This is a genomic window from Streptomyces sp. GL_148, assembly GCF_057834205.1.
In genome coordinates this window covers 6,839,331-6,864,756 of record NZ_CM174396.1, presented here as the reverse complement: position 1 = coordinate 6,864,756, position 25,426 = coordinate 6,839,331, and the positions used below count along the sequence as shown (strand labels likewise).

Genomic DNA, 25,426 nt, shown 5'->3' with positions numbered 1-25,426 from the left:
AGCAAACGAAGACGTGCGTCGTGACACGACGCTACGAGAGGAAGCCCTCCCGTGCCTGCCATCGGTACCTCCGCTAAGACCCTGCGCCGCAGCATCGTCGCCGCTGCCGCCCTCCCGCTCCTGATCGGCGCGCTCGCCTCGTGCGGCTACGGCTCCGACGCCGAGAAGGACGACGCTCCGAAGGCGAACGTCGCCGACGACTCCGCCAAGAAGCTGTCGGCCTCCGAGGTCCGCATCGGCTACTTCCCGAACCTGACGCACGCCACCGCGCTGGTCGGTCTCCAGGAAGGCCTGATCGCCAAGGAGCTCGGCGCCACCGCGATCAAGCCGCAGTCCTTCAACGCCGGCCCGTCCGAGATCGAAGCCCTCAACGGCGGCTCTCTCGACATCGGCTTCATCGGCCCCTCGCCGTCGATCAACGCCTACGTGAAGTCCAAGGGTTCCAACCTGCGGATCATCTCCGGCTCCGCCTCCGGCGGCGTCAAGCTCGTGGTGAACCCGGCGAAGATCAAGACCCTGGACGACCTCAAGGGCAAGAAGATCGCCACCCCGCAGAAGGGGAACACGCAGGACGTCGCGTTCCTCAACTGGATCGCCGAGAAGGGCTGGACGGTCGACCCGGAGTCCGGCAAGGGTGACGTCTCCGTCGTCCGCACGGACAACAAGGTCACCCCGGACGCCTTCAAGTCGGGCTCGATCGACGGCGCCTGGGTGCCGGAGCCCACGGCCTCCAAGCTCGTCTCCGACGGCGCCGCCGTCCTCCTCGACGAGACCGCCCTGTGGCCCGACAAGAAGTTCGTGATCACGAACATCATCGTGTCGCAGAAGTTCCTCAGGGAGCACCCGGACGTCGTCGAGGCCGTGCTCAAGGGCACGGTGAAGACCAACGAGTGGATCAACGCCAACCCGGACAAGGCCAAGGCCTCCGCGAACGCGAAGCTCGCGGCGGAGGGCGGCAAGCCGCTCGACGCCAAGGTCATCGATCCGGCGTGGCCGAGCATCCTGATCACCGACGACCCGCTGGCGTCGACGCTGAAGACCCAGTCGGAGTGGGCGGTCAAGGCCAAGCTCATCGAGAAGCCCGACCTGAACGGCATCTACGACCTGACGCTCCTGAACAAGGTGCTCAAGGCGGCCGGCAAGCCCGAGGTCTCCGACGCCGGTCTCGGCGCCAAGTAGTCCCGTACCCCAGCAACCCAGGAGGTGACGACCATGGCCACCATGCTTGCCAAGGCTGCCGAGGGAACGGTAGCGGAGCAGACGCACGCCGCACGCATCGAGCACGTCTCGAAGTCCTTCTCCGGCCCGGCCGGATCGCAGCTCGTCCTGGACGACATCAGCCTCGATGTCGCTCCCGGAGAGTTCGTCACCATCCTGGGTGCCTCGGGGTGTGGAAAGTCCACCCTGCTCAACCTGGTCGCGGGACTGGACAAGCCGTCCGTGGGGTCGATCGAGACCCCCGGCGGCCGTCCGGCCCTGATGTTCCAGGAGCACGCCCTCTTCCCGTGGCTCACCGCGGGCAAGAACATCGAACTCGCCCTGCGCCTGCGCGGGGTGGCCAAGGCCGACCGCAAGCCGGAGGCCGAGCGACTGCTGGAGCTGGTCCGGCTCAGCGGCTCGTACGGCAAGCGGGTCCACGAGCTGTCCGGCGGCATGCGCCAGCGCGTGGCCCTGGCCCGGGCGCTCGCCCAGGACAGCCAGCTGCTGCTGATGGACGAGCCGTTCGCGGCGCTCGACGCCATCACCCGCGACGTGCTGCACGGCGAGCTCACCCGCATCTGGGAAGAGACGAACCTGTCCGTCCTGTTCGTCACGCACAACGTCCGCGAGGCCGTACGGCTCGCGCAGCGTGTGGTCCTGCTGTCCTCGCGCCCCGGCCGGGTCGCGAAGGAGTGGACCGTGGGCATCCCGCAGCCGCGCCGCATCGAGGACGCGGACGTCGCGGAGCTGTCCCTTGAGATCACTGAACACCTGCGTGGGGAGATCCGCCGCCATGGCCAGCACTGACACCACTCCCGACGCCCAGTCCAAGGGCAAGGCCGAAGACCTCGCCGGACTGGAGGCGGGCCTCGACGCGCTCGACGCCGTCCAGACCCACCGCACCCCCGTCCGCGAAGTCCTCGTCAAGAAGGTCCTGCCGCCGGTCATCGCCGTCGGCCTGGTCCTCCTCGTCTGGCAGATCCTCGTCGCCGCGAAGATCACCGACGAGACCAAGCTCCCCGCCCTGTCCTCCGTCTGGGACAGCCTGTCCGACATGTGGATGAAGGGCACCCTGCTCGAGGTCATCTGGACCAGCGTTTCGCGCGGTCTGCTCGGCTTCCTGCTGGCCCTGGCCATCGGCACCCCGCTCGGTCTGCTCGTCGCCCGGGTGAAGTTCATCCGCGCCGCGATCGGCCCGATCCTCCAGGGGCTGCAGTCGCTGCCCTCGGTCGCCTGGGTGCCCCCGGCGGTGCTCTGGTTCGGGCTCAACGACGCGATGATGTACACCGTCATCCTGCTCGGCGCCGTCCCGTCGATCGCCAACGGCCTCGTCTCCGGCATCGACCAGATCCCGCCGCTGTTCCTGCGGGCCGGCCGCACCCTGGGCGCCACCGGCCTGCGCGGCGCCTGGCACGTGGTCATGCCGGCCGCGCTGCCCGGGTACCTGGCCGGCCTCAAGCAGGGCTGGGCCTTCTCCTGGCGCTCCCTGATGGCCGCCGAGATCATCGCCAGCTCTCCCGACCTGGGCCTGGGCCTGGGCCAGCTCCTCGAGAACGGCCGCAACAACATCGACCTGCCGGGCGTGTTCCTCGCGATCATCCTGATCCTGGTCGTGGGCATCGCGATCGACCTGCTGATCTTCAGCCCGGTCGAGCGGTGGGTGCTGCGCACCCGCGGCCTGCTGGTCAAGAGCTGATCACGTGTCCGCGCACCTCACGCACCGGGCACAGGGCCCCGCCCTGCTCGTCATCGCCCACGGCAGCCGCGACCCGCGGCACGCGGCGACCGTGCACGCCCTCACCCGGCGAGTACGGGCGCTGCGGCCGGGGCTGCGTGTGGAAACGGCGTTCCTGGACTTCGACACCCCGACCGTCGACCAGGCGGTGGCCTCGCTCTACCTGTCGGGCGTACGCGAGATCGTGGCGCTCCCGCTCCTCCTGACGCGGGCGTTCCACGCGAAGTCCGACATCCCGGCGGTGCTCGCCGGAGCCACGTCCCGCCTGCCGGACCTCTCGGTCCGGATCGCGGATGTGCTCGGCCCGTCGCCACTGCTGCTGGCGACCCTGGAGCGCCGGCTGTGGGAAGCCGGCCTCACCCCGGCGGACCGCGCCACCACCGGTGTGGTGCTCGCGTCCGCCGGTTCCTCAGACCCGGAGGCGATCGCAGTGATCGCTGAAATCGCGCGGGAGTGGCGGCACACCGGTTGGTGCGCCGTGCGGCCTGCGTTCGCCTCCGCTGTTCTCCCCCGGACGGAGGACGCCGTACGGGCGCTGCGCGCGGAGGGCGTCCGCCGGATCGCGGTGGCCCCCTACGTCATCGCCCCCGGCCGGCTCCCCGACCGCATCGCGGCGGGCGCCGAAGCCGCGGGCGCCGACGTGGTCTCCGCCGTCCTCGGCCCGTCCCCGGAACTGGCCCGGCTGTTGCTGCGCCGCTACGAAGCGGCCGCCGCGGCCCCGGCCCGCATCCCGGCCCTGGCGGCCTGACCCGCCGCTGCGCGGGGCGAAGTCCCCTACCCGCCCTTCGCCCGTTCCCCGGGCGCTGCCCGGACCCGGTCCTCAAACGCCGGACGGGCTGGATAATCCAGCCTCGCCGGCGTTTGAGGCGCGGGGTCTGGGGCGGAGCCCCAGCTGGGGGTCCCCCGGACGGAGTCTGGGGGATGGTGGAAGGGCGGGTAGGAGACTTCGCCCCGCGCAGCGGCGAGGGTCGCTGCGGGGACTTCGCCCCGCAGGGCCTACCCACCCCCACCCGGGCTACGCCCTCCCCGCGGCCTCGTCGGCCAGGGCCGTCAGGTCCCGGGCGGACATCGCCCCGGGCGGCAAGCCCTCCCGCGCAAAGATGTTCGCCGCGTGCCGCAGCGTGTCGTTGACCGGAGTGGCCACCCCGTGCAGCCGCCCCAGCAGGACGACCTCCCCGTTGAGGTAGTCGGCTTCCACCGACCCCGTCCCCCGCGCCAGGCTCTGCCAGGACGACCCGCCCCGCACCACCCCGGCCGGCGCCTCCACCTTGCCGTCGCGCGCGGACGACTGCTCCGCCTCCGAAGCCCAGTCGATCCCCGCGGCCGCGAAGGCGGCCTTCGCCTCGCGTACGGCCCGCAGCAGCAGCGCCGCCTTCGCGGGCTCCGGCTCGGGGCCGGTCGTCGCCTGGATCGCGTTGCCCAGATTGCCCAGCAGCTTCGCGTACTTCCACCGCATCACGTCCTCGACGACCGGCGCCCCGAACCCTGCCTTCTCCAGGTCGGCCGCGATCCGCCGGACGGGCCCGTCGGCGCCCCTCGCGGCCTTCCCGAGGTGCAGGATCCCGGTCAGCGGAGCACACACCGCGGAAACCACCCCCGGCTCCAGGAAGGTCGCCGGCAACCACACGCAGACCCCGTACACGCGCGCGAAGCGGCGTAGGGCGAGGCGTTCGCTCTCCACTCCGTTCTGCGCGCACAGCACCGGCAGCCGCTGCGCGGCCGTACCGCCGCCCGCGACCTCCGCGTCGGCCCACGCGTCGAGCGCGGCGAGCGCGTCCTGGGTCTTCACGGTAAGCAACAGCACGTCGTCGGGGCGCAGTTCACCCAGCTCGGCCGGGACCGTGACGACAGGCAGCCGGTGCACCCGCTCCCCGTCCGCCGTGGTGAGCCGCAGCCCGCTCGTCCGCAGGGCCTCCGCGTGCGGGCCTCGCGCGACGAGGACGACCTCACTGCCGGACTCCGCGAGACGTCCGCCGATGGTCGCGCCGATCGCTCCGGCGCCGATGATGATGTAACGCATGCCCACGAGCCTGGCACATCCGCGGTCCTGGGCTACGGTCGGGCCATGTCTGTTGACGTGGATGAGACGTTCGCACTCGGCGGGGACCTGCCCGTACGCCGCCTCGGCCTGGGCACCGGCGGCCTGGTGGGCGCCGGCTACTGGGGCCCGCGCGCCGCCCGCCCCGCATCGGTCGCGCTGCTGCGCACCGCCGTCGCACGCGGGGTCACGCTGATCGACACCGCCGACAACTACGGCCCCCACCTGGCCGAGGAACTGGTCGCCGAAGCCCTCCACCCGTACGGGGAGCGGCTGGTGGTCTCCACCAAGGGCGGGGTGGTGCGCACCGGCCCCGACCAGTGGCATGCGGCGGGCCGCCCGGAGGACCTGCGTTCCATGTGCGAGGCGAGCCTGCGCAGGCTCCGCCTGGACCGGATCGACCTCTACCAGCTGCACCGCTTCGACCCGGCCGTCCCGCCGGCGGAGCAGCTGCGCACGCTGGCCGAGCTCCGGGCGGAGGGCAAGATCCGCCACATCGGGCTGAACACGGTGACGGCGGACCAGCTCAGGGAAGCCCTGTCCCTGGTCCCGGTGGCCTCGGTCCAGAACCCGTACAACCTCCTGGACCGTTCCTCGGCGGAACTCCTCGCGCTGTGCGAGGAGCGCGGCGTCGCCTTCCTCCCCTACTACCCGCTGGGCAGCGGCGCCCTGACCCGGGAGAGCGCCGCCGCACTGACTGCGGTCGCCGCCGAACACGGCGCGTCCAGCGGCCAGATCGCCCTCGCCTGGCTCCTCCAGCACTCCCCGGTGCTGTGCCCCACGCCCGGGACCGGTTCCCCGGACCACCTGGCGGAGAACCTGGACGCGGCAACGGTCCACCTGACTCCGCACGAGATGACCCTGCTGAACGGGCTGGCGGACTAGGTCGTCTCTTTCGGCCTGGTCCCCGTCCACTGCCCCGAGGGTCAGTCCCGCGTGAGCTCCACCAGCTTGGCGACCGTGTTCCAGTTGCGGGTGGTCACGTCCAGGCCCTTGACCAGCGCGGGCTTCGCGAGGGCCTCGCCGAGTTTGGAGCGGCCGAGGCCGTTCGGAGCGTAGAGGTAGATGACGCGGTCGCCCACGCGGTACTCCTCCGGGAGGTACGCGGGGGCGTCGATCGAGGCGAAGCGGGACTCTGCGGGCTGCTCGGAGCAGAAGGTGGCGTGCAGCTGCTTGCCTTCGAGGTCGGCGGCCGGGAAGGGGCAGGCGTCGGCGACGGCGCGCAGGTAGGCGCCGTCGAGGACCAGGCAGGGGACCCGGAAGCCGAAGTGGGCTTCGATGGCCGCTTCCAGGTCGCGGGCGAGGTCGGCCGGGGCCTTGCCCGTCGTGCTGGTGAAGACGGCGTTGCCGCTCTGGAGGTACGTCTGCGCGTCCTCATGGCCGAGGCCTTCCAGGACCTGGCGCAGCTCGGCCATCGGCACCTTCTTGTTGCCGCCGACGTTGATGCCCCGGAGCAGCGCCGCGTACTTCGCCTTGGCCGGCTTGGCCGTCTTGGCCGGCTTGGTCGTCTTGGTCATGCCTGCACGATAGGGCGCGGCCGGAGCGGAGTTGCGTGTGGCGCAGGCGGAGCCCAATTCGTTTGATGGCGGGGGCAGTCGGTAGGGTGCCAGGTCACGACCGCAACCGGTGGGATACGGGCTGGTCAGGGCTCTGCCGCAGTGCGTGGCATCTCCATGGCTGCCGTACGGGCGCCTGCCCGCTCGCTCGCATCTCGGGGCGGTCTTCACGGCCGGGCAGTCGGAACCCGGCCGCCGGGTCAGGAGGAATGCGTGGCACAGCTCATCGCCGAGGTCTCAAGGACGTTCAACGAGTTCCTGCTCTTGCCGAACCGCACCCGGACCGACTGTTCGCCCGCCACGGTCGACCTGTCCACGCCCCTGGTCCGGCACGTCGTGGGCCGGCGGTCGGCGATCGAACTCGGCTCCCCGTTCACCTCCGCGATCATGCAAGCGGTGAGCACACCGGAACTCGCGATCGCGCTCGCACGCAGCGGCGGACTGAGCTTCCTGCACCACAACCAGTCGGTCCGGGACCAGGCCGCAGCCGTCCGCGAGGTGAAGAACTTCAAGGCCGGGTTCGTCACGAGCGACACCAACGTCCGCCCGGACGACAGCCTGAGCCACCTGGTCGCCGTCATGCGACGCACCGGTCACAGCACCGCCGCGGTCACCCACGACGGCACCCCCGTCGGCCGCCTGCTCGGCCTGGTGACCTCGCGCGACTTCCACCCCCAGCGCCACGACCTCGACGGGCCGGTGAGCGGCCGGATGACCGCCCTCGCCGACCTGCCCCACGCCGGCGCCGACATCACGCTCTCCGAGGCCAACGCCCGGCTGTGGGACCAGCGGCTGGACTGCCTCCCGGTGCTGGACGCCGAGGGCCGTCTGCAGTACCTGGTGTTCCGGTCCGACTACGCGGACAACAAGCGCTTCCCGAACCAGGCCGTGGACAGCGCCAAACGCCTGCGGGTGGGTGCGGGCATCAACACCCACGACTACCAGGAGCGGGTCCCCGCCCTGATCGAGGCGGGCGCGGATGCCCTGTGCTTCGACTCCTCCGACGGCTACAGCGACTGGCAGGCGCAGGCCCTGGCCTGGGTGAAGAAGCACTACCCGGAGATCCCGACGGGCGGCGGAAACGTGGTCGACGGCGAAGCGTTCACCTTCCTCGCGGAGGCCGGGGCGGACTTCGTGAAGGTGGGCGTGGGCGGCGGCTCCATCTGCATCACCCGCGACCAGAAGGGCATCGGCCGCGGCCAGGCCAGCGCCGTGCTGGACGTCGCCGCCGCCCGCGACGCCTTCCGCGATCGCACCGGCGAGTACGTGCCGATCTGCTCCGACGGCGGACTGGTGCACGACTACCACGTGGCCCTGGCGCTGGCGATGGGAGCCGACTTCGTGATGATGGGACGCTACTTCGCCCGCTTCGACCAGGCCGCCGGCGCCAAGCTCCCCTCCCGGGACGGCTTCGTGAAGGAGTACTGGGGCGAGGGCTCGCACCGCGCCCGCAACTGGCAGCGCTACGGACAGGGCGGCCAGGGCCTGATCTTCGAGGAAGGCGTGGACGGCTACGTCCCCTACGCCGGCGACCTCACTGAAGGGCTTGCCCTGACCATCGCCAAACTCAAGACCACGATGGTCTCCTGCGGTTCGGCCACGCTCGCGGAATTCCAGTCCACCGCCCGGCTGACCCTGGTCTCCGACCAGAGCTTCCAGGAGAGCCACGCCAACGTCACCCTGCGGGACACCCCGGCGACCCTCGCCTGAGTTCACGCCGTCCGCGCCCCGGGCAGTTCGGCCCCGCGCAGTTCGGCCTCGATCAGGTCGGCCGCCTGTCGCGTGCCGCCCTCCGTCGCCATCTCGCGGCGGATCCGGTCCGCGCGGGCGGCCACCCCCGGGTCGGCGACCAGGGCGAGGACGGCTTCGCGCAGGGTCGCGGCGTCGGCCTCGGCCATCGGGACGTGCCGGGCGACACCGAGGGCGGCCAGCATGTCGGCGTTGGCGAACTGGTCGACGGCCTGCGGGACCGCGACCATCGGGGTGCCGGTGGCCAGCCCCTCCTGGCAACCGCCCGTGCCCGCGTGGGTGATGAAGGCGTCGGCCTGGCTCAGGATGTCCAACTGGGGAACCCAGCGGTGGACTTCGACGTTGGCGGGGACCGCACCGAGCTCGGCCTCGTCGGTGAACTTGCCGATCTGGAGCACCACGTGCCAGTCGGGCAGGTCCCCGAAGGCCTCCAGGCAGGCCCGGTAGAAGGCCGGCTGCTTGGTGAAGGTGGACCCGAAGGAGACCAGGAGGACCTTCTTCCCGTCGGCGCCCGCGGGGCGCGTCCAGGTGCCCTGGGTGGCGCTGCGGTCGCCCTGGCAGGCGCCGACGAAGGTGTACACGGCCTCGTCGACCCGGTCGGCGTGGGGCTGGAGGGCGCGCGGGATGAGGACGACGCTGCGGCGGGGGCGGCCGACGAAGCGGTCGCTGTCCTCGTCGATGCCGTTCTCGTCGAGCCAGGCGCGGAAGCGGTCGTAGTACGCCTTCCCGCGCGCGGACGCCCGCAGTTCGGCGGTCATCGGCTCGCCGACCTCCTCCTCGTAGCCGGTCCAGGCGACCAGGGTCGGGGAGAGGGAGACGGCGGGGACGCCCCAGCGGTGGGCGAGGACCCGCGCGGGGTAGGCGGTGATGTCGTGGAGGACGAGGTCCGGCTCGTCGCCCTCGAAGGCGGCCGCGAGCTGCGGCAGGGCCTGGACGGCGTCGGCGAGGAAGGGCTCGATGTTGTCGATGAGCTCGGTGCCCCACGCGTCGGGGTCCTCGTCGGTGGGGAGGGTGGAGTTCCAGATCACCGGGGTGGCGCCGGTCTCGGCGATCTTGTCGGCGTACGCGGCGGGGATGGCGTAGCTGACGCGGTGGCCACGGGCGACCAGTTCGCGGATCACTTCGATGCTCGGGTTCACGTGGCCGGCGGCGGCGATGGAGAACATGGCGATGTGGGCGGGCTTCGGCGTCGTGGTCATGAGGAAAAGATAACGAGACGAGACGTCTCGTGCAACCTGTGGGGGAAAGCTCTCGAGGACGGGCCGGATGCGAAACTTGTCCGGTCATGAGCACCCGGGTACGCCCCGGTGCCGCCCGGGGCACCCGGGGAAACGGACGGACTGCGGAGACGGCATGGACGAGGCACGCGCCCGGGAAGCCCTGACGGCGGCGGGCCTGGCACCGGCGGGGGCGTCCGGACCCCGGCTGCTGGCCCTCGGCGAGAACGCCGTCTTCGCGCTCGACGACGGCCTCGTCGCCAAGGTCGGCCGGGAGGCGGCGCTGCTGCCGCGCGCCGGGCTGGAGCTCGCGGTGGCGGCCTGGCTCGCGGAGTGCGGGGTTCCCGCGGTCCGGGCGGCCGAGCCGGAGCCCCGGCTGGTGGACGGGCACCCGGTGACGGTGTGGCACCGGCTCCCCGACGCGGTCCGCCCGGCCGGCCCGGGGGACCTCGCGGCGCTGCTGCGGCAGATCCACGCCCTGCCCGCGCCCCCCTTCGCACTGCCCCCGCGCGATCTGCTGGGCGGGGTCGAGCGCTGGCTGCGGCTCGCGGGCGGGGCGATCGATCCGGCGGACGCGGCGTATTTGCGGGCCCGCCGCGACGGGTACGCCGCCCAGGTCGCCGGCCTCACCCCGCACCTCGCGCCGGGCCCGATCCACGGCGACGCGCTGCCCCGCAACGTCCACGTGGGCCCGGACGGGCCGGTGCTCGTCGACCTGGAGACGGTCTCCGCCGACCTGCGCGAGCACGACCTGGTGGTGATGGCCCTCTCCCGCGACCGGTACGGACTGCCCGGCGCGTCGTACGAGGAGTTCACGGCGGCGTACGGCTGGGACGTGCGCGACTGGGAGGGCTGCGCGGTCCTGCGCGGCGCCCGCGAGACGGCCAGCTGCGCCTGGGTCTCCCAGCACGCCCCGGCCAACCCGAAGGCCCTGGCCGAGTTCAGCCGCCGGGTGGCATCCCTGCGCGAGGGCGACCCGGAAATCCGCTGGCATCCGTTCTAGGGGTCGCGTATCAATTCCGGCATATGAAACTTCCCCTCGCCATCCACCGGGCCCGGCTCGGCCCGGCGGAGTTCAAGGTGATCCGCCCGGCCCGGCCGCCGGCGCGCGCGGTGCTGTCGGAGGGCTACTGGTACCTGGACGCCCAGGTCGACCAGCAGGCCGCGCAGCTCGTCGCCGGGCTGTGGTCGCTCGCCGCCACCTCCCCGCGCTCGCTGGTCCACGTACCGCTGCGGCGCACCGACCCCGACACCGGCGAGGCGGGCCTCGACCTGGTCCTCCTGCACCACTCGCTCCAGTTCGCCCCCTCGCGCTGGAAGGAGCTGCGGGCCCGGCTGGGCCCGGGCCGGCCGCAGACCGCGGACCTGCCCGGGCCGCCTTCGGCGGACCGCGGCGTCGACCACCGCCCGGAGCGGCTCCACCGGGAGAACCGGGACCGGTTCCACCAGCACGTCCACGCCGGGACGCTGTTCATGACGGGCAGCGCCAAGCTGTTCGCCGACACCTCGTGGCTCTTCGCCGACGTGGCCCACCGGGGTCCGGGCTACGTCCGGGCCCACCCGCGCCACGCGCACTACTGCGCCACGATGGGCCAGGGCGACGGCCTCACGGCCGACGGCGGCAGCGGGCTGCACGTCGTCTACCGTGATCAGTGGCCGGACCGCTGACCCGCCGCCCCTCGTGGGGTCAGGCCGCCGCGCCGGACCCCGTACGGGCCTCCCATTCACGGCCGATGCCGCGCAACATCGCCGGGTACACCCCGAGGTAGCGGAAGGGCTTGATGCCCGCCATGTAGACGGCGCCGAGGAGGCCGTTCGGCTTGACCAGGACGGCCATCTGACCGTGGTAGCCGCCGGCTCCGTCCGGGACCCAGCCGATGTGCAGCACCCCGTGCACGGTCCGGTTGGCCGTCTCCGCCGCCCATTCGTCATGGGTCTGGTAGACGGAAGTGAACGGGAACGTGCTGAGGTCGGGCCCGCTGGGCCCCTCGGCGAGGTCCGCGGGCAGCCGGTCCCGCAGCGCCGGGACCCTGCCGCCGACGCCGTCGGCCGGCTTGTCCCAGCCGAACAGCGCCCCGAGCTTCCAGCGGATCGCGAAGAGCGCGCGCCCCACGGGGGAGTCGACCATGCTCCCGTTTCCGCTCGCGAACTGGTCCACGAGCCGTGCGAGGTCGTCCGGTCCGCCCGGTGTCGGCAGTGCCCACACGTCCTCGAGCTGGAAGTCGCCGGCGATCTCGTGGATCCGCCAAGGACGGTCGGTGTGCGCGGTTCTGGGGAGTCTCATGAGCAAGCCCCTATCTATACGATGCCGTATAGATAGCAGACTAACACTGATCTATACGCCACCGTATAGATCGGTGGACGGCGCACGTACCGAGGGGAGACACGCCGTGGGCGCGACCCGCACGCCACGTCACAGCTGGATCGAGGAGGGGCTGCGCGCGCTCGCCGCCGGAGGCCCGCAAGCCGTCCGGATCGAGCCGCTCGCGCAGGCTCTCGGTGTCAGCAAGGGCGGCTTCTACGGGCACTTCGGCAACCGGGACACGCTGCTCACCGAGATGCTCGACACCTGGGAGCGCGAGGCCGCCGAGGCGGTGATCGAACAGGTCGAGGGCGCGGGCGGCGACCCCCGGGCCAGGCTGAAGCGGCTGTTCGCCATCGCCGCGGCCTCCGACAGTCCGGCGCGGGGCGTCCCCCTCGACCTCGCGATCCGCGACTGGGCGCGGCGCGACGAGTCCGTCGCGGAGCGGCTCCGGCGCGTGGACAACCGCCGCATGGACTACCTGCGTTCGCTGTTCGCCGCGTTCGTTCCCGACGAGGACGACGTCGAGGTCCGCTGCATGATCGTCTACTCCATCCGGATCGGCAGCTTCCTCATCGCCGCCGACCACGGCCCCCGAAGCCGTTCCGAGGTCATGGAGCACACCCGGGACTGGCTGCTGCGATAGGCGATGGCGGGGGCCCGGGAGCCCGGTCTCCCGAACCGTCCGTCAGACCCGGTACGGCACCACGGGCCAGGCCCGCTCGACTATCGCCTCGGGGTCCGAGGTCCGCCGCAGGTAGCTCTGCAGCGAGGCCGCCTGTTCGGCCGCCGCGCGGATCTGGAGCTCGTGCAGGTCCGCCAGGGCAACTGTCCCTATCGCCGCGTGCACGGCTCCCATCCGCCGCGCTGCGCGGGCCGCCGCCAGCGCGTCCGCGCCCGCGTCGTGCGCCGCTTCCAGGGTCACGCCGTAGTGCTCGCAGAGGGCCTGGAGGGTCCGCCGGCCCTTGCGGTACCGGTCCGCGTGCTTGTCCAGCACCAGCGGGTCGATGACGGGCGGCGCGGACGTCCCCGGCCAGCGCTCGCCCAGCGGACGGATCCCGTGGCGGCGGCACTCGCGGTCCAGCAGGGTCAGGTCGTACCGCGCGTTCATCACCACCAGCGGGGTCCCCGAGCTCAGCGCCTCCACGAGCGTCCGGGTGATCTCCTCGATCGCCGCGGCCGCCGCCATCCCCCGCGAGCGGGCGTGGTCCGTGGAGATGCCGTGGATGGCCGAGGCCTGCTCCGGGATGGGTACGCCGGGATCGACGAGCCACGTCCGCTCCCCCGCCACCTGCCCGTCCGGCCCGACCGTGACGACGGCCGCCGTCACGATCCGGTCGGACTCGATGTCGGTCCCCGTGGTCTCCAGATCGAAGGCCACCATCGGCCCGCCGTGCCAGTCCCCCATCCAGTCCCCCGCCCAGTCCCCCATCGCGTGCCCCCCGTACCCGTCCCTTTACGTCAACGGCTTTCAGCCTGCCACGGGCCACTGACAGCCCGGGAGCCGGGGCGGCCGCCCCCGCTCACGACACCGGGCGGGAGTCCTGCCAGATCGACTCGAATTCCTCGCGGTACGTCGGGAACAGCCCGTGCTCGTGGCCAGGTCGTACCTGTGCGGCCCGGCCGCCGCCCCGCAGGACCAGGACCGGTGCCTCCATGCCCCGGGCCCGGCGCAGGTACGACTGGACCACCGCGATGCCCGAGGACTCGCCCTCCACCAGGTACGCGGTGAAGCGCGGGGTCTCGTCGAAGACGTGGATCTCGAAGCGCGAGGGGTCGCGCAGGCCCGCCCGGACCCGTCGCACGTGCAGGATGTTCATCTCCACCGAGCGGCTCAGCTCGCCCTTGCGCAGGCCCAGCTCCCGCTCGCGCCGTTTGACCGCGCTGCTCGCCGGGTTCAGGAACAGCAGCCGCACCCGGCAGCCGGCTTCCGCGAGCCGTACGAGTCTTCGGCCCGAGAAGTTCTGGACCAGCAGGTTGAGCCCGATGCCGATGGCGTCGAGCCGCCGCGCACCGCCGAAGAGGTCCTCGGCCGGGAGCTGGCGCTGCAGCCGCACCCGGTCCGGGTGGACGGAGATGACGTCCGCGTACCGGTCGCCGACCAGGTCCTCGACGGCGTCGATGGGCAGCCGGTCCGCCGCCGGCGAGCCCGCGCCGCCGCCCAGTACCTCCAGCAGCCGCGCCGACGCCCGCTCGGCCTGTTCCAGGACCGCCCGCGACAGGGCCCGGTTGCGCGAGACGACGTTGCGGGTGACCTCCAGCTCGTCCAGCGCCTGCTCGATCTCGCGCCGGTCGTCGAAGTACGGCTCGAAGCAGGGCCAGTGCTGGACCATCAGCTCGCGCAGCTGCGGCAGGGTGAGGAAGCTCAGCACGTTGTCGTCGGCGGAGTCCAGCAGGTAGCCCTTGCGCCGGCTGACCTCCCGTACGGCGACCGCGCGCTGCACCCACTCCTGGCCGGCGGGACCCGCGGCCGCCACCACCCAGTCGTCCCCGCCGTGCACGGGCTCGTAGACCGGCCGCAGGACCGCCCCGACCACGGACCGCAGCCGCTGCTCGATCAGGTTGAGCCAGATGTACGCACGGCCGGCGCGCTGGGCCCGGGTCCGGACCTCGCTCCAGGCGTCCGCGCCCCAGTCCAGCTCGGCACCGGCTCCCGCCTGCGCCTTCCCGGTCCCACCGGCCTCCGGCGGGGCCAGCGACACGGCCCCGGCGGGAATCCCGCCGGCCGCACCGCCCGCGGCGTCCGCCGGGCCGCCCTCGTGACCACCGTCACCAGGGGGCAGCTCCAGACCTCCCGAGCTCACCCGTGCACCGCCTCCTGCGTCTGGACGCCCGTCTCCAGTGATCACGGAAGGGTACTCCGCGCGTGCGGCACCCTGCAGCCCGATGCGCGGCCCTGCGGCCGGGCGCGGGCTCACGGTCCGTACCCGGCCCGCCCGTTGGCCCATTATCCGCTCTGCCGACGATCCGATCTCCCCATGGTCCGGCAACCCTCTTACCAGCTCTCCGGGTCACCCGGTAGCACCCTCCCAAGTCCCCGCGTGAGACCCCTCTTTCGGGGAAGATCTGGCAATGACGTGGTCCACGCCGGATCAGCCCTACACAGAGGGACACCAGAGGGACAGAGGGGAAGAGTCGTTTCTATGCAGGTCTGGCCGGGACAGGCGTATCCGCTCGGCGCCACGTATGACGGCGCCGGCACCAATTTCGCGGTCTATTCGGAGGCCGCCCGACGCATCGAGCTGTGCCTGCTGCACGACGACGGTTCGGAGACCGCGATCGAACTGCGCGAGACCGACGCGTTCGTCCGGCACGCCTACCTGCCGGGCATCATGCCCGGCCAGCGCTACGGGTTCCGGGTGCACGGCCCCTACGAGCCCGAGCGCGGCCGGCGCTGCAACGCGGCGAAGCTGCTCCTGGACCCGTACGCGCGGGCCGTCGCGGGGAGCGTCGACTGGGGCGAGGAGGTGTACGGCTACCACTTCGGCCGGCCCGACTCCCGCAACGATCTGGACTCCGCGCCCAAGAGCATGAGTTCGGTCGTGGTCAACCCGTACTTCGACTGGGCCAACGACCGGCCGCCGCGCCACGAGTACCACCACACCGTGCTCTACGAGGCCCACGTGAAGGGCCTGACCATGCGTCACCCGGACCTCCCCGAGGAGCTGCGCGGCACGTACGGGGCCCTCGCGCACCCGGCGGTCATCGGGCACCTGACCAAGCTGGGGGTGACGGCGCTGGAGCTGATGCCGGTCCACCAGTTCGTCAACGACCACCGCCTCGTCGACGACGGGCTCAGCAACTACTGGGGCTACAACACCATCGGCTTCTTCGCCCCGCACAACGGCTACGCCTCGGGCGACCGCGGCCAGCAGGTGCTGGAGTTCAAGTCGGCCGTCCGGGCCCTGCACGAGGCCGGCATCGAGGTGATCCTCGACGTGGTCTACAACCACACGGCCGAGGGCAACCACCTGGGCCCGACGCTGTCCTTCCGGGGGCTGGACAACGCCTCGTACTACCGGCTGGCGGACGACCCCCGGCACTACATGGACACCACCGGCACCGGGAACTCGCTGCTGATGCGCTCCCCGCACGTGCTCCAGCTGATCATGGACTCACTGCGCTACTGGGTCACCGAGATGCACGTGGACGGCTTCCGCTTCGACCTCGCGGCCACGCTGGCCCGCCAGTTCCACGAGGTGGACCGGCTGTCCTCGTTCTTCGACCTGGTCCAGCAGGATCCGGTGGTCAGCCAGGTCAAGCTGATCGCGGAGCCGTGGGACCTGGGCGAGGGCGGCTATCAGGTGGGCAACTTCCCGCCGCTGTGGACCGAGTGGAACGGCAAGTACCGGGACACCGTACGGGACTTGTGGCGCGGGCAGCCGCGCACGCTCGCGGAGTTCGCGGGCCGGCTGACGGGCTCCTCGGACCTCTACCAGGACGACGGCCGGCGGCCGCTGGCCTCGATCAACTTCACCACCTGCCACGACGGTTTCACCCTGAACGACCTGGTCTCGTACAACGAGAAGCACAACGAGGCCAACCGTGAGGGCAATCGGGACGGCGAAACCCACAACCGGTCCTGGAACTGCGGGACGGAGGGGCCGACGGAGGACCCGGAGACCGTGGAGCTGCGTGAGCGCCAGATGCGCAACTTCATCGCCACGCTGATGCTTTCGCAGGGCGTGCCGATGATCAGTCACGGCGACGAGTTCGCCCGCAGCCAGGGCGGCAACAACAACGCCTACTGCCAGGACAACGAGCTGTCGTGGGTGACCTGGCCGGAGCCCGGCAAACCGGCGCCCGCGCTCTTGGAGTTCACCCGGCGGATGGTGTGGCTGCGGCGGGAGCACCCGGTGTTCCGGCGGCGCCGGTTCTTCCACGGCCGGCCGGTGGAGGGGACGCACGACGAGCTCTCGGACATCGCCTGGTTCACCCCGCACGGCGAGGAGATGCGGGCCCGCGACTGGCAGGCCCAGCACGCGCGGGCGCTGGCGGTGTTCCTGAACGGGGAGGCCATCTCGGAGCCCGGCACCCGCGGGGAGCGGATCACCGACGACTCGTTCCTGCTGATGTTCAACGCGGGCGCCGAGGCGCAGGACTTCACGGTCCCGGCCGGGCACGGAGCGCAGTGGCGGCTGGTCGTGGACACGGCGCGGCCGGAGGTGCTGGCACCCGGTACCGGGCCGCAGTATGCGGCCGGGGACCGGGTGACACTGACGGGACGGTGTCTGGTGGTGCTTCAGCGCCCGGCGTAGGCGGCGCCTTCCAGGACGGCGTCCGGACGGGCGCCCGTGCCGGAGGCCACCGGGGCGTGCGTACGGGCCGCCGGCACCTTGGTGACGAGGGCCAGGACCAGGCACAGGGCGGCCGCGCCCACGGCCACCGCGAAGGCGGCCCAGGGCCCGTACCACTCGGCGAGCCGCCCGGAGACGGCGAGCGAGGCGGCCTGGCCGGCGACGAGCGAGCTGGCGGCGATGGCCATCGACTCGGCGAGCCGGGACGGCTCCACTGCCCGCTCCGTGAGCGCGAAGGCGGTGATCAGGTGCGGTGCGTAGGCGGCTCCGAGCACGGTGACGACCACGTACAGCGGCCACAGGGTGTCCGTGAAGAGCAGGGGTACGGAGAGCACGAGCGCGGCGGCCGTGGCCACCCGCCAGCGCAGCCGCAGCCCGAAGCGGGCGGGCAGCGCGCCGAGCGAGAGCCCGACGGCGGCGCTGACGACTCCCATGGCCGCGTACACGATGCCGGCCTGGCCGGGGACGCCCAACTGTGCGGTAAGGGCGGCGATTCCGGCCTGGCAGGCACCGAACATGGCGCCCTGGAGGGCGAGGGAGCCCCGCACCGCGAAGACCACGCGCGGCGGGCGGACCCGGGAGCGCTCCTTGTCCCGGCGGACTCCGGCGGGCACTCCGGCCGTGACGGCGGCGGTCGGGTGCAGCGCGTAGAGGGTGCCGAAGACGGCGACGAGGGCGGCCGCGCCGCCCAGCGCGACGGCCGGGTGCAGGGCGAGCGTGGCCAGGCCCACGAGGGCGGGCCCGAAGACGAAGGAGACCTCGTCCAGGGTGCCTTCGAGGGAGTGGATGGCGCCCACGACGCTCTCGTCGGACTTGGCGCGGTGCGCCAGGGCCACGGAGCGGGTACGGGCGAGCGGTCCGATCAGCGGGACCGAGGCCCCGGTGATGAAGCCGATCGCGGCGAGCGGGACGGTGGCGAGGTCGGCGAGCGCCCCGGCCACCAGGGCGGCGGTCGCCACCGCGTTGACGGCGGCGGCCGCCAGGACGACGGAACGCTGCCCGTGGCGGTCGGCGAGCCGGCCCAGGACGGGGCCGAAGACGACCTGTCCGGCGGAGAGGGTGCCACCGACTATGCCCGCGGTGGCGAGGGAGCCACTGGTCTCGGCGACCAGGAGGACGCTGCCGAACTGCGACATCGCGACGGGCAGGCGGGCGAGGAAGGAAATGAGCGGGAGTAGGGGCCCGGTCAGGGCAATTACTTTTCGATAGGTGTTGACGGTTCCAAACACTTGAGCAACGTTAACCCGGCGCAGTCACCCGGATGCATTGGGTAATGGCACGGAATCCCGCATCCTGGGTACGTACGTTCTCATGAGCCTGCCCCCGCGCACCGGTCGCACCCGCCCCGAGTTCAACCGGCCGGAAACCGATGTACCACCGGCCGTCACCCCGGCGTCGACCTACCGCCTCCAGCTGCGCCCCGAGTTCACCTTCGGCCACGCGCGGGGCGTCGTACCGTACCTCGCCTCGCTCGGCGTGTCGCACCTGCACCTGTCCCCCGTGCTGGAGGCGGTGCCCGGTTCGTCCCACGGGTACGACGTCACCGACCACACCCGGGTCCGGGTGGAGCTGGGCGGAGAGGACGGGCTGCGGGCCCTGGCCGCCGAGGCGCGGGCGCACGGGCTCGCACTGGTGCTCGACATCGTGCCGAACCACATGGCCCTGCCGGCGCCGCTCGGCCTCAACCGGCCGTTGTGGGAGGTGGCCCGGGAGGGGCCCGGCTCGCCGTACGCGCGCTGGTTCGACATCGACTGGGAGGCGGGCGGGGGGCAGCTGCTGCTGCCCGTGCTCGCGGAGCCGCTGGATCCGGGATCCATCGAGATCGGGGAGGGCGCCGGCGGGGCCGTGCTGCGGATCGGGAAGCTGGAGTTCCCCCTCCGCGAGGGCACGGCCGCTCTGGAGCCGGCGGCGCTGCTCGCCGCCCAGTGGTACCGGCCCGCGTGCTGGCGGGAGGCCCGCACCGGCCTCAACTACCGTCGCTTCTTCACCATTTCGGAGCTGATCGGGGTCCGCGTCGAGGACCCCGAGGTCTTCGCCGTCACCCACGCCAAGGTGCTGGAACTGGTCCGGGACGGGGTCGCCGGCGGGCTGCGGATCGACCACGTGGACGGCCTGGCGGACCCCGAGGGGTACCTGCGGCGACTGCGTGACGCCGTCGGCGGGGACTGCTGGGTGGTGGTCGAGAAGATCCTCGCCCGCGAGGAGCGGCTGGCTCCCGCCTGGCCGGTGGCCGGGACCACCGGGTACGACGCGCTGTACCGGGTGGACGGGGTGCTGACCGACCCGGCCGGGGCCGCGCGGCTCGACGCCCGGTTCCGCGAGGCGACCGGGCAGCCCCGCTGGGAGGTGACGGCCGCGGCGGGCGCCCGGGAGGTCCTGACATGGGACCTGGCCGCCGAGCTCGCCACCCTGGAGCGATTGGCGGGCCCGGAACTCGCCTGTGCGGTACGCGAGTTGCTCATCGCCTATCCCGTCTACCGCCCCTACCCCGGCGATCAGCGGCTCGCGCCGGAGGCCCTGGAGCGGGCCGCCGCGCGGTCCGGCGCGGGCCCGGTGGCCGGCGTACGCGAACTGCTGCTGCGGGACCCGGCCTTCGCGGCCCGCTTCGCCCAGACCTCGGCGGCCCTGCGCGCCAAGTCCCTCGAGGACAGGGCGTTCTACCGGTACGCCCCGCTGCTGTCGGCCACGGAGGTGGGCGGGGATCCGGGGGCTCCGGCGGTCACGGTGGCGGAGTTCCACGCGTACTGCGCCGAGCAGGCGCGGCTGTGGCCCCACGCCGGAACGGTGCTGACCACGCACGACACGAAGCGCAGCGCGGACGTCCGGGCACGGATCTCGGCGCTCTCGCAGGACCCGGATTCCGTGCCGGAGCCCACCGGCGCGGATCCCCAACTCGCCTGGGTGGCCTGGCAGACGGCGTACGGACTCGGAGCCGGCGACTCCCCCGTGGTGCGCCGCGACCGCCTCGCGCAGGCCCTGCTCAAGGCCGTCCGCGAAGCCGCCCTGCACACCTCGTGGACCGAGCAGAACCGGGCGTACGAGGCCACGGTCCCGGGGTACGTCGTGGCGGCCGCCGCCCCGGAGCCGGCCGGGCCCCTGGCGGCGGCCGCCCGCGCCAATCTGCTCGGCGCGGCGCTGCTGCACCTGGCCATGCCCGGGGTCCCGGAGGTGTACCAGGGCGCGGAGACGGAGTACCGGGCCCTGGTCGACCCGGACAACCGGCGACGCGCCGTCTTCCCCCGGGAGGCCCTGGCCCGGCTGGACGCGGGGGCCGCGCCGTCCGGCACGGCCGAGGAGAAGCTCGCCCTCACCGCCGCCCTGCTGCGGCTGCGGCGGAGCCGGCCCGGGCTGTTCACCGGCTACGCGCCGCTGCTCGCCCGGGGCCCGGCGGCGGAGCACTGCGTGGCCTTCGCCCGCTCGGCCGGCCTGGTGGCGGTGGCGACCCGCCTGTCGCACGGACTGGCCGGGGCCGGCGGCTGGCGGGACACGGCCCTGCCCCTGCCGCCTGGACGCTGGCGGCACCTGCCGCTCCTCGGCGCGGGGGCCGCTGCCGCGGCCGCGTACGCAGGCGACCTGCCGCTCGCGGAACTCCTGGGCGACACCACCCCGGTAGCCATCCTCCTCCGGGAGGACCCGACCCGGGCATGAGCTGCTCCCCGCCCCGCCCTTTCACCGTTTCCTGGGGCTCCGCCCCAGACCCCGGTCCTCAAACGCCGGACGGGCTGGATTTTCCAGCCCGTCCGGCCACATCCAGCCTCGCCGGCGTTTGAGGCGCGGGTCCGGGCGGTGCCCGGGCCGGGCGAAGACGGCTAGGGCAGGCTCGCGGCGGGAATGGGATCACCTGTGACCCTCATCCGTGACATGTGCTACCCCACCCCCCACGAACTGGCCCTGGCCGCCCGCGCCCTGGCCGATGAACACCCCGCCCTGGCCCGGCTCCGCCAGATCGGCGCGTCCCGGGCCGGGGAACCCCTGTGGCTGCTCTCCGTGGGCCGCACCCCGGCGACGACTGCGGCAACGGCTCCGAACGTGCTCGTCGTCGCCGGCGCCCACGCCAACGAGCCCGTCGGCGGGGCCACCGCCCTCGCGCTCGCCCGGCACCTGATCCGCGTACCCCCCGCCACAGCCACAGCCACAGCGACCTGGCACTTCCTGCTCTGCGCCGACCCCGACGGCGCGGCCCTGCACCGCACTCCCCGCCCGTACTCCCTGCTCGACTACCACCGGAACTTCTTCCGGCCGCCCGGCCCCGAACAGCCCGAGTGGGCGCCGTCTTTACTGCCCCCGGACCGTCTTCCGCCGGAGACCCTCGCCCTGACCCGGCTCATCGACGAGCTCCGGCCCGTCCTCCAGGTCTCCCTGCACGGCACCGATCTCGGCGGCTCCTGGGTGCAGCTGACCCGGGACATACCCGGTCTCGCGGAGCCCTTCGGCAAATCGGCCGCCGAGCTGCGCATTCCGGTCGAGACCAGCGCCTCCGACGCCTCGGGGTGGCCCTCGCCGGGGGCGGGGATCTTCGTGATGCCCGAGCCCGGGACCAGGGACGACGGGCCGTTCCACCCCGAGGACACCCGGCTCAGCACCTGGTACCACGCCCACCGCCACGCCGGCACCACCGCGATCGTCGAAGTCCCCATGTGGGCCTCGGACCTGGTCGACGACCCGGCCCCGCACCCCGACCCGCGCGCCGCGCTGCGCGTCCTGGCCGGCCGGCTCACCGCCGACGCCGCGCAGGTGGCGGCCCTGCGGGAGGGCGCGGCCGACGGTACGGACCCGGCCGCCGGGGCCCTGCTGCGCGCCGTGGACTGGACGCTCGCGCTGATCCCCCGGATCACCGCCGAGTGGACGGGCCCCGGGGCTCCCGCCGAGGCGACGGCGGCTTACATCGGGAGCATCGACGCCTTCGGACGGCGGCTCTCGCTGCGCGCCGCGGCGATGCTGCTCCGGGTGCTGCGCGCCCAGGGACAGCCGACGGCACCGGCCCTGGACCGGCTCGTGACGGGGTGGTGCGAGGAGTTCGCGGACCGCTTCCAGGCGCGCTGGGTCCCGGTGGCCACACAGGTGGAGCACCAGTCCCGGGTCGTCCTGGCGGCCTACGACCGGCTCGTGGCGGCGGGCCGGTAGCCGGGCCGGAGCGTGAGGCGGACAGGCGGGCAGGCGGGCAGGCGGGCAGACGGGGCCTGCAGGCGGGGACCCGTGGGCGGGCGCGGGCTACTCCACCGGCAGGGCGTACCGGAGCTTCGGCTTGCCGGTGGCCCCGAGCCGGTCGTAGAAGCGGATCGCGCCCTCGTTCCAGTCGGGCGTCTGCCACTCGACGTGGCCGAGGCCCAGCTCGCGTGCGAGCGCGGCCACCCCGTCCATCAGCGCCGCGCCGAGGCCGTGTCCGCGGGCCTCCTCGGCCAGGTAGAGGCAGTCCATGTGGAGGTAGTGGCGGGCCTCCCAGAAGGAGAATTCGGCCGAGCAGGCGGCGTACCCGGCGACCTCGCCCTGCGGGGTCTCGGCCAGCAGCACCCACAGCCGGGCCCCGTCGGCGAACAGCTGCGCGCCGAGCCGGTCGGCGAGCGGGGCCGGGCGGGGCGCGGACCTCTCGTACACCATGTGCTCGCGCATGAGCTCGACCAGCCGGGGCAGGTCCTCGGGGCGCGCGGGCCGTACGACGGGGGCGGCAGACGTGTGTTCCATGGGTTCCATCCTCCGCACGGCACGCTTCGGCCCGGCAACCGGGTCCCGGGGCCGGCCTCCGGCCGCTCCCCGCCCGCGCCCCCGCACGCCCGGGCCCCCGCCGGGCTCCCGCCGGACCCCCCAGCCTCGGATTCAGCCGCCCGACAGCCGGAAGCTCATCCGCCCGAAGCCGATCTGGTCCCCGTCCCGCACCACCGCCGAGCCCGTCACCCGGCGCCCGTTGACCGTGGTCCCGTTCGTGGAGCCGAGGTCCCGGACCACCCAGACCCCGTCCCGGATGCCCAGTTCCGCGTGGGCCCGCGACACGGTCTCGTGGCTCAGGCGCAGCCCGTTGCCCGGGTCGCGGCCGATCCGCAGCGGTCCGGCACTCGGGTGCGGAAGGAGCAGCGGGGGCAGCTTCTCCACGGCCCAGGCCCGCCGTACGCCCACGGACACCGCCGAGACCCGCCCCACCCAGCCGAACAACCGACGGGTCCACGGGCTCTCCTCGCCCTCCCGGCCCTCCAGGTCCGCGGTGAGCACGGCGAGGTCCTCGGAACGTCGGGCGACAAGGGCGAGTTCCATGCGGCGCAGGAAGGTGTCGTGCGACAGCTTGCCGACGGCGGCACCCTCCCTGAGCTGGCCCAGGGCGCGGTCGCGCTCGGCATCGGAGAGCCGCGGCGCGGGGAAGGCGGAGAACTCGAAACTCGACGTCACCAGGTGATTGTCGGCCTGTCGGGGGCAGAGTGTCCAGAACTCCCGCGCCCGGCCGGGGATGATGGCCCGGAGACGCAGGTTGGGTAGCGCCGCCAGACGAGGGGACCGTCCGTGCAGTTCGAGGTGTGGGCACCGCTGACAGACCGGGTAGCACTGCGGCTCGACGGGGCCGCGTACGCGATGGAGCGCGATCCGCAGCGCCCCGGCTGGTGGGTCGTGGAGGCCGCGGCACGGGACGGATCCCACTACGGGTTCCAGCTGGGCGGCGGCCCGGAGGCTCACGTTCCCGGTGACGATCCGCGCGACCCGGTACACCCCGGACACCACGCGGAGCACCCGGCCCATCCGGACCACACGCACCCCGTACGCCCCGATCCGCGCGGCCGGCGCCTGCCGGAAGGCCCCGACGGGCTCTCGGCCGTGGTCGACTTCGCCGCCCTCACCCCTGCCGAACCGGCGCCCTCCCCCCGGGTGCCGCTGCAGGACGCCGTCCTGTACGAGCTGCACATCGGCACCTTCACCCCCGAGGGCACCTTCGACTCGGCCGCCGCCCGCCTCGGCCACCTCACCGCCCTCGGCATCACCCACGTCGAGCTGATGCCGGTGTGCTCCTTCCCCGGGCGGCACGGCTGGGGGTACGACGGCGTCGCGCCGTGGGCGGTGCACGAGCCGTACGGGGGGCCGGCCGGGCTGATCCGGTTCGTGGAGGCCGCGCACACCGCCGGGCTCGGCGTGGTGCTCGACGTGGTGCACAACCACCTCGGCCCCTCCGGCAACCACCTCCCCGTCTTCGGCCCGTACTTCACCGAGACCCACCACACCCCCTGGGGCGCGGCGGTGAATCTGGACGCGCCCGGCTCCGACGAGGTGCGCGCGTACTTCCTGGGCAGCGCGCTGGCCTGGCTGCGCGACTACCGGATCGACGGGCTGCGGCTGGACGCGGTGCACGCACTCGCCGACGACCGGGCGCTGACCTTCCTGGAGGAGCTGTCCGCGGCGGTGGACGAGCTGGCCGCCGAGACGGGACGGCCGCTGTTCCTGATCGCGGAGTCGGACCGCTGTGATCCCCGCACCACGAACCCGCGCGCCGCCGGGGGCCTGGGCCTGCACGCGCAGTGGAACGACGACTTCCACCACGCCCTGCACTGTGCGCTCACCGGCGAGTCGCAGGCGTACTACGCGGACTTCGCCGAGGCCCCGCTCGGGGCCCTCGCCAAGACCATGACCCGGGCCTTCTTCCACGACGGGACCTGGTCCTCCTTCCGGGGCCGCCACCACGGCCGCGCGGTGGACCGCGGCCGCACCCCGGCGCACCGCTTCCTCGGCTACGCCCAGACCCACGACCAGATCGGCAACCGCGCGCTGGGCGACCGGCTCTCGGCCTCCCTGTCCCCCGGGCTGCTGGCGTGCGCGGCGACGGTGGCGCTGACCGGGCCGTTCGTGCCGATGCTGTTCATGGGCGAGGAGTGGGGCGCCGGCACGCCGTGGCAGTACTTCACCGACCATCCCGACGAGGAGCTCGCCGAGGCCGTACGGGCGGGCCGGCGGCGGGAGTTCGCGGAGCACGGCTGGAAGGCGGAGGAGATCCCCGACCCCCAGGACCCCGCCACCCGGAACCGCTCCTGCCTCGACTGGGCGGAGCCGGGCCGTGCGGCACACGCCCGCCTGCTGGACTGGTACCGCGCCCTGATCACGCTCCGCCGGACCCACTCCGACCTGCGCGATCCCGATCTGGCGGCGGTGCGGATCGCCCATGACGAGGAGCGCCGCTGGCTGACGTTCCGCCGGGGCGACGTCCGCGTGGTGGTGAACCTCTCCGCGGAGCCGGTCACCGTCGCGCTCGGCCGCAACGGCGTCCGGGTCCTGGCCGCCTGGCTCCCCGTCGAGCATCCGGACGCCGACGGACGGGTCCACGTACCGGCCGAGTCGGCGGTGGTCCTGGGCCCCTGAGGCC

21 protein-coding genes and 1 pseudogene are annotated in these 25,426 nt (G+C 73.1%); 13 read left to right on the top strand and 9 right to left on the bottom strand.

Annotated elements, in window-relative coordinates; translation table 11 throughout:
- The first annotated feature begins 51 nt into the window (after window positions 1–51).
- The 4 genes from AC3IYI_RS31150 to AC3IYI_RS31135 are packed head-to-tail and all read left to right on the top strand — an operon-like array spanning window position 52 to window position 3,683.
- The gene (locus AC3IYI_RS31150; RefSeq protein ID WP_489406806.1) at window positions 52–1,179 is read left to right on the top strand and encodes an aliphatic sulfonate ABC transporter substrate-binding protein; all 1,128 of its coding nucleotides are present in this window, start codon (window positions 52–54) and stop codon (window positions 1,177–1,179) included.
- A gap of 33 nt (window positions 1,180–1,212) precedes the next feature.
- Complete coding sequence (locus AC3IYI_RS31145; RefSeq protein WP_489406805.1) at window positions 1,213–2,007, top strand: ABC transporter ATP-binding protein; 795 nt, start codon at window positions 1,213–1,215, stop codon at window positions 2,005–2,007.
- Window positions 1,994–2,896, top strand: a complete 903-nt coding sequence (locus AC3IYI_RS31140) for an ABC transporter permease (RefSeq protein WP_489406804.1) — start codon at window positions 1,994–1,996, stop codon at window positions 2,894–2,896. Before AC3IYI_RS31145 ends, AC3IYI_RS31140 begins: the two co-directional genes overlap by 14 nt.
- A gap of 4 nt (window positions 2,897–2,900) precedes the next feature.
- On the top strand, window positions 2,901–3,683 hold the full coding sequence (locus AC3IYI_RS31135) for a sirohydrochlorin chelatase (protein WP_489406803.1): 783 nt from the start codon (window positions 2,901–2,903) through the stop codon (window positions 3,681–3,683).
- 267 nt (window positions 3,684–3,950) lie between these two features.
- Here AC3IYI_RS31135 and AC3IYI_RS31130 read toward each other — a convergent pair whose 3' ends face one another.
- Window positions 3,951–4,955 carry a ketopantoate reductase family protein gene (locus AC3IYI_RS31130; RefSeq protein WP_489406802.1) on the bottom strand — a complete coding sequence of 335 codons (1,005 nt, stop codon included), beginning with the start codon at window positions 4,953–4,955 and terminating at the stop codon, window positions 3,951–3,953.
- A gap of 45 nt (window positions 4,956–5,000) precedes the next feature.
- Here AC3IYI_RS31130 and AC3IYI_RS31125 point away from each other — a divergent pair, with 45 nt between their 5' ends.
- On the top strand, window positions 5,001–5,858 hold the full coding sequence (locus AC3IYI_RS31125) for an aldo/keto reductase (protein ID WP_489406801.1): 858 nt from the start codon (window positions 5,001–5,003) through the stop codon (window positions 5,856–5,858).
- A gap of 41 nt (window positions 5,859–5,899) precedes the next feature.
- Here AC3IYI_RS31125 and AC3IYI_RS31120 read toward each other — a convergent pair whose 3' ends face one another.
- Window positions 5,900–6,490, bottom strand: a complete 591-nt coding sequence (locus AC3IYI_RS31120; RefSeq protein ID WP_489406800.1) for a DUF1697 domain-containing protein — start codon at window positions 6,488–6,490, stop codon at window positions 5,900–5,902.
- 252 nt (window positions 6,491–6,742) lie between these two features.
- Between AC3IYI_RS31120 and AC3IYI_RS31115 the strand changes: the two genes are divergently transcribed.
- Window positions 6,743–8,239 carry an IMP dehydrogenase gene (locus tag AC3IYI_RS31115; protein WP_489406799.1) on the top strand — a complete coding sequence of 499 codons (1,497 nt, stop codon included), beginning with the start codon at window positions 6,743–6,745 and terminating at the stop codon, window positions 8,237–8,239.
- A 2-nt stretch (window positions 8,240–8,241) separates the two neighbouring features.
- On the opposite strand, the pseudogene mgt reads toward AC3IYI_RS31115, so the two are convergent.
- Window positions 8,242–9,512, bottom strand: a pseudogene (gene mgt / locus AC3IYI_RS31110) (macrolide-inactivating glycosyltransferase).
- 119 nt (window positions 9,513–9,631) lie between these two features.
- Here mgt and AC3IYI_RS31105 point away from each other — a divergent pair.
- The gene (locus AC3IYI_RS31105; RefSeq protein ID WP_489406798.1) at window positions 9,632–10,498 is read left to right on the top strand and encodes a phosphotransferase enzyme family protein; all 867 of its coding nucleotides are present in this window, start codon (window positions 9,632–9,634) and stop codon (window positions 10,496–10,498) included.
- Between the two features lie 23 nt (window positions 10,499–10,521).
- The gene (locus AC3IYI_RS31100; protein ID WP_489406797.1) at window positions 10,522–11,163 is read left to right on the top strand and encodes a hypothetical protein; all 642 of its coding nucleotides are present in this window, start codon (window positions 10,522–10,524) and stop codon (window positions 11,161–11,163) included.
- Between the two features lie 19 nt (window positions 11,164–11,182).
- On the opposite strand, the gene AC3IYI_RS31095 is transcribed toward AC3IYI_RS31100, so the two are convergent.
- Entirely contained in the window at window positions 11,183–11,779 is a 597-nt protein-coding gene (locus AC3IYI_RS31095; protein ID WP_489406796.1) for a DUF2867 domain-containing protein, read from the bottom strand.
- 106 nt (window positions 11,780–11,885) lie between these two features.
- Between AC3IYI_RS31095 and AC3IYI_RS31090 the strand changes: the two genes are divergently transcribed.
- Window positions 11,886–12,443: a TetR/AcrR family transcriptional regulator gene (locus AC3IYI_RS31090; RefSeq protein ID WP_489406795.1), complete on the top strand. Its 558-nt coding sequence runs from the start codon at window positions 11,886–11,888 to the stop codon at window positions 12,441–12,443.
- A gap of 42 nt (window positions 12,444–12,485) precedes the next feature.
- Here the strand turns inward: AC3IYI_RS31090 and AC3IYI_RS31085 are convergent, their stop codons facing one another.
- Window positions 12,486–13,229, bottom strand: coding sequence for an exonuclease domain-containing protein (locus AC3IYI_RS31085; RefSeq protein ID WP_489406794.1), 744 nt, complete (start codon window positions 13,227–13,229; stop codon window positions 12,486–12,488).
- A gap of 91 nt (window positions 13,230–13,320) precedes the next feature.
- Window positions 13,321–14,601 carry a DUF5919 domain-containing protein gene (locus tag AC3IYI_RS31080; RefSeq protein ID WP_489406793.1) on the bottom strand — a complete coding sequence of 427 codons (1,281 nt, stop codon included), beginning with the start codon at window positions 14,599–14,601 and terminating at the stop codon, window positions 13,321–13,323.
- A 339-nt stretch (window positions 14,602–14,940) separates the two neighbouring features.
- Here AC3IYI_RS31080 and glgX point away from each other — a divergent pair, with 339 nt between their 5' ends.
- Window positions 14,941–17,055 carry a glycogen debranching protein GlgX gene (gene glgX / locus AC3IYI_RS31075; RefSeq protein ID WP_489406792.1) on the top strand — a complete coding sequence of 705 codons (2,115 nt, stop codon included), beginning with the start codon at window positions 14,941–14,943 and terminating at the stop codon, window positions 17,053–17,055.
- Here the strand turns inward: glgX and AC3IYI_RS31070 are convergent.
- A complete protein-coding gene (locus AC3IYI_RS31070; RefSeq protein ID WP_489406791.1) occupies window positions 17,040–18,323 on the bottom strand; it encodes an MFS transporter in 1,284 nt (427 codons plus the stop codon). The genes glgX and AC3IYI_RS31070 overlap by 16 nt on opposite strands.
- Before the next feature lie 82 nt (window positions 18,324–18,405).
- Between AC3IYI_RS31070 and treY the strand changes: the two genes are divergently transcribed.
- Together treY and AC3IYI_RS31060 are read left to right on the top strand one after the other, a co-directional pair.
- Window positions 18,406–20,742, top strand: coding sequence for a malto-oligosyltrehalose synthase (gene treY / locus AC3IYI_RS31065; RefSeq protein ID WP_489406790.1), 2,337 nt, complete (start codon window positions 18,406–18,408; stop codon window positions 20,740–20,742).
- A gap of 195 nt (window positions 20,743–20,937) precedes the next feature.
- A complete protein-coding gene (locus AC3IYI_RS31060; protein WP_489406789.1) occupies window positions 20,938–22,218 on the top strand; it encodes a M14 family zinc carboxypeptidase in 1,281 nt (426 codons plus the stop codon).
- Between the two features lie 87 nt (window positions 22,219–22,305).
- Here AC3IYI_RS31060 and AC3IYI_RS31055 read toward each other — a convergent pair whose 3' ends face one another.
- On the bottom strand, window positions 22,306–22,776 hold the full coding sequence (locus AC3IYI_RS31055; RefSeq protein WP_489406788.1) for a GNAT family N-acetyltransferase: 471 nt from the start codon (window positions 22,774–22,776) through the stop codon (window positions 22,306–22,308).
- Window positions 22,777–22,908: 132 nt separating this feature from the next.
- Window positions 22,909–23,472, bottom strand: a complete 564-nt coding sequence (locus tag AC3IYI_RS31050) for an FHA domain-containing protein (RefSeq protein ID WP_489406787.1) — start codon at window positions 23,470–23,472, stop codon at window positions 22,909–22,911.
- Between the two features lie 111 nt (window positions 23,473–23,583).
- On the opposite strand from AC3IYI_RS31050, the gene treZ reads away from it, so the two are divergent.
- The gene (gene treZ, locus AC3IYI_RS31045; RefSeq protein WP_489406786.1) at window positions 23,584–25,422 is read left to right on the top strand and encodes a malto-oligosyltrehalose trehalohydrolase; all 1,839 of its coding nucleotides are present in this window, start codon (window positions 23,584–23,586) and stop codon (window positions 25,420–25,422) included.
- Window positions 25,423–25,426: the final 4 nt, after the last annotated feature.

Bases quoted from the DNA above. Each gene is read 5' to 3' on its own strand.
- AC3IYI_RS31125 (WP_489406801.1), top strand. From the start codon at position 5,001: ATGTCTGTTGACGTGGATGAGACGTTCGCACTCGGCGGGGACCTGCCC.
- AC3IYI_RS31100 (WP_489406797.1), top strand. From the start codon at position 10,522: ATGAAACTTCCCCTCGCCATCCACCGGGCCCGGCTCGGCCCGGCGGAG.
- AC3IYI_RS31055 (WP_489406788.1), bottom strand. From the start codon at position 22,776: ATGGAACACACGTCTGCCGCCCCCGTCGTACGGCCCGCGCGCCCCGAG.
- AC3IYI_RS31105 (WP_489406798.1), top strand. From the start codon at position 9,632: ATGGACGAGGCACGCGCCCGGGAAGCCCTGACGGCGGCGGGCCTGGCA.
- AC3IYI_RS31095 (WP_489406796.1), bottom strand. From the start codon at position 11,779: ATGAGACTCCCCAGAACCGCGCACACCGACCGTCCTTGGCGGATCCAC.
- AC3IYI_RS31085 (WP_489406794.1), bottom strand. From the start codon at position 13,229: ATGGGGGACTGGGCGGGGGACTGGATGGGGGACTGGCACGGCGGGCCG.
- AC3IYI_RS31120 (WP_489406800.1), bottom strand. From the start codon at position 6,490: ATGACCAAGACGACCAAGCCGGCCAAGACGGCCAAGCCGGCCAAGGCG.
- treY (WP_489406790.1), top strand. From the start codon at position 18,406: ATGAGCCTGCCCCCGCGCACCGGTCGCACCCGCCCCGAGTTCAACCGG.
- AC3IYI_RS31130 (WP_489406802.1), bottom strand. From the start codon at position 4,955: ATGCGTTACATCATCATCGGCGCCGGAGCGATCGGCGCGACCATCGGC.
- AC3IYI_RS31140 (WP_489406804.1), top strand. From the start codon at position 1,994: ATGGCCAGCACTGACACCACTCCCGACGCCCAGTCCAAGGGCAAGGCC.
- AC3IYI_RS31145 (WP_489406805.1), top strand. From the start codon at position 1,213: ATGGCCACCATGCTTGCCAAGGCTGCCGAGGGAACGGTAGCGGAGCAG.
- glgX (WP_489406792.1), top strand. From the start codon at position 14,941: ATGCAGGTCTGGCCGGGACAGGCGTATCCGCTCGGCGCCACGTATGAC.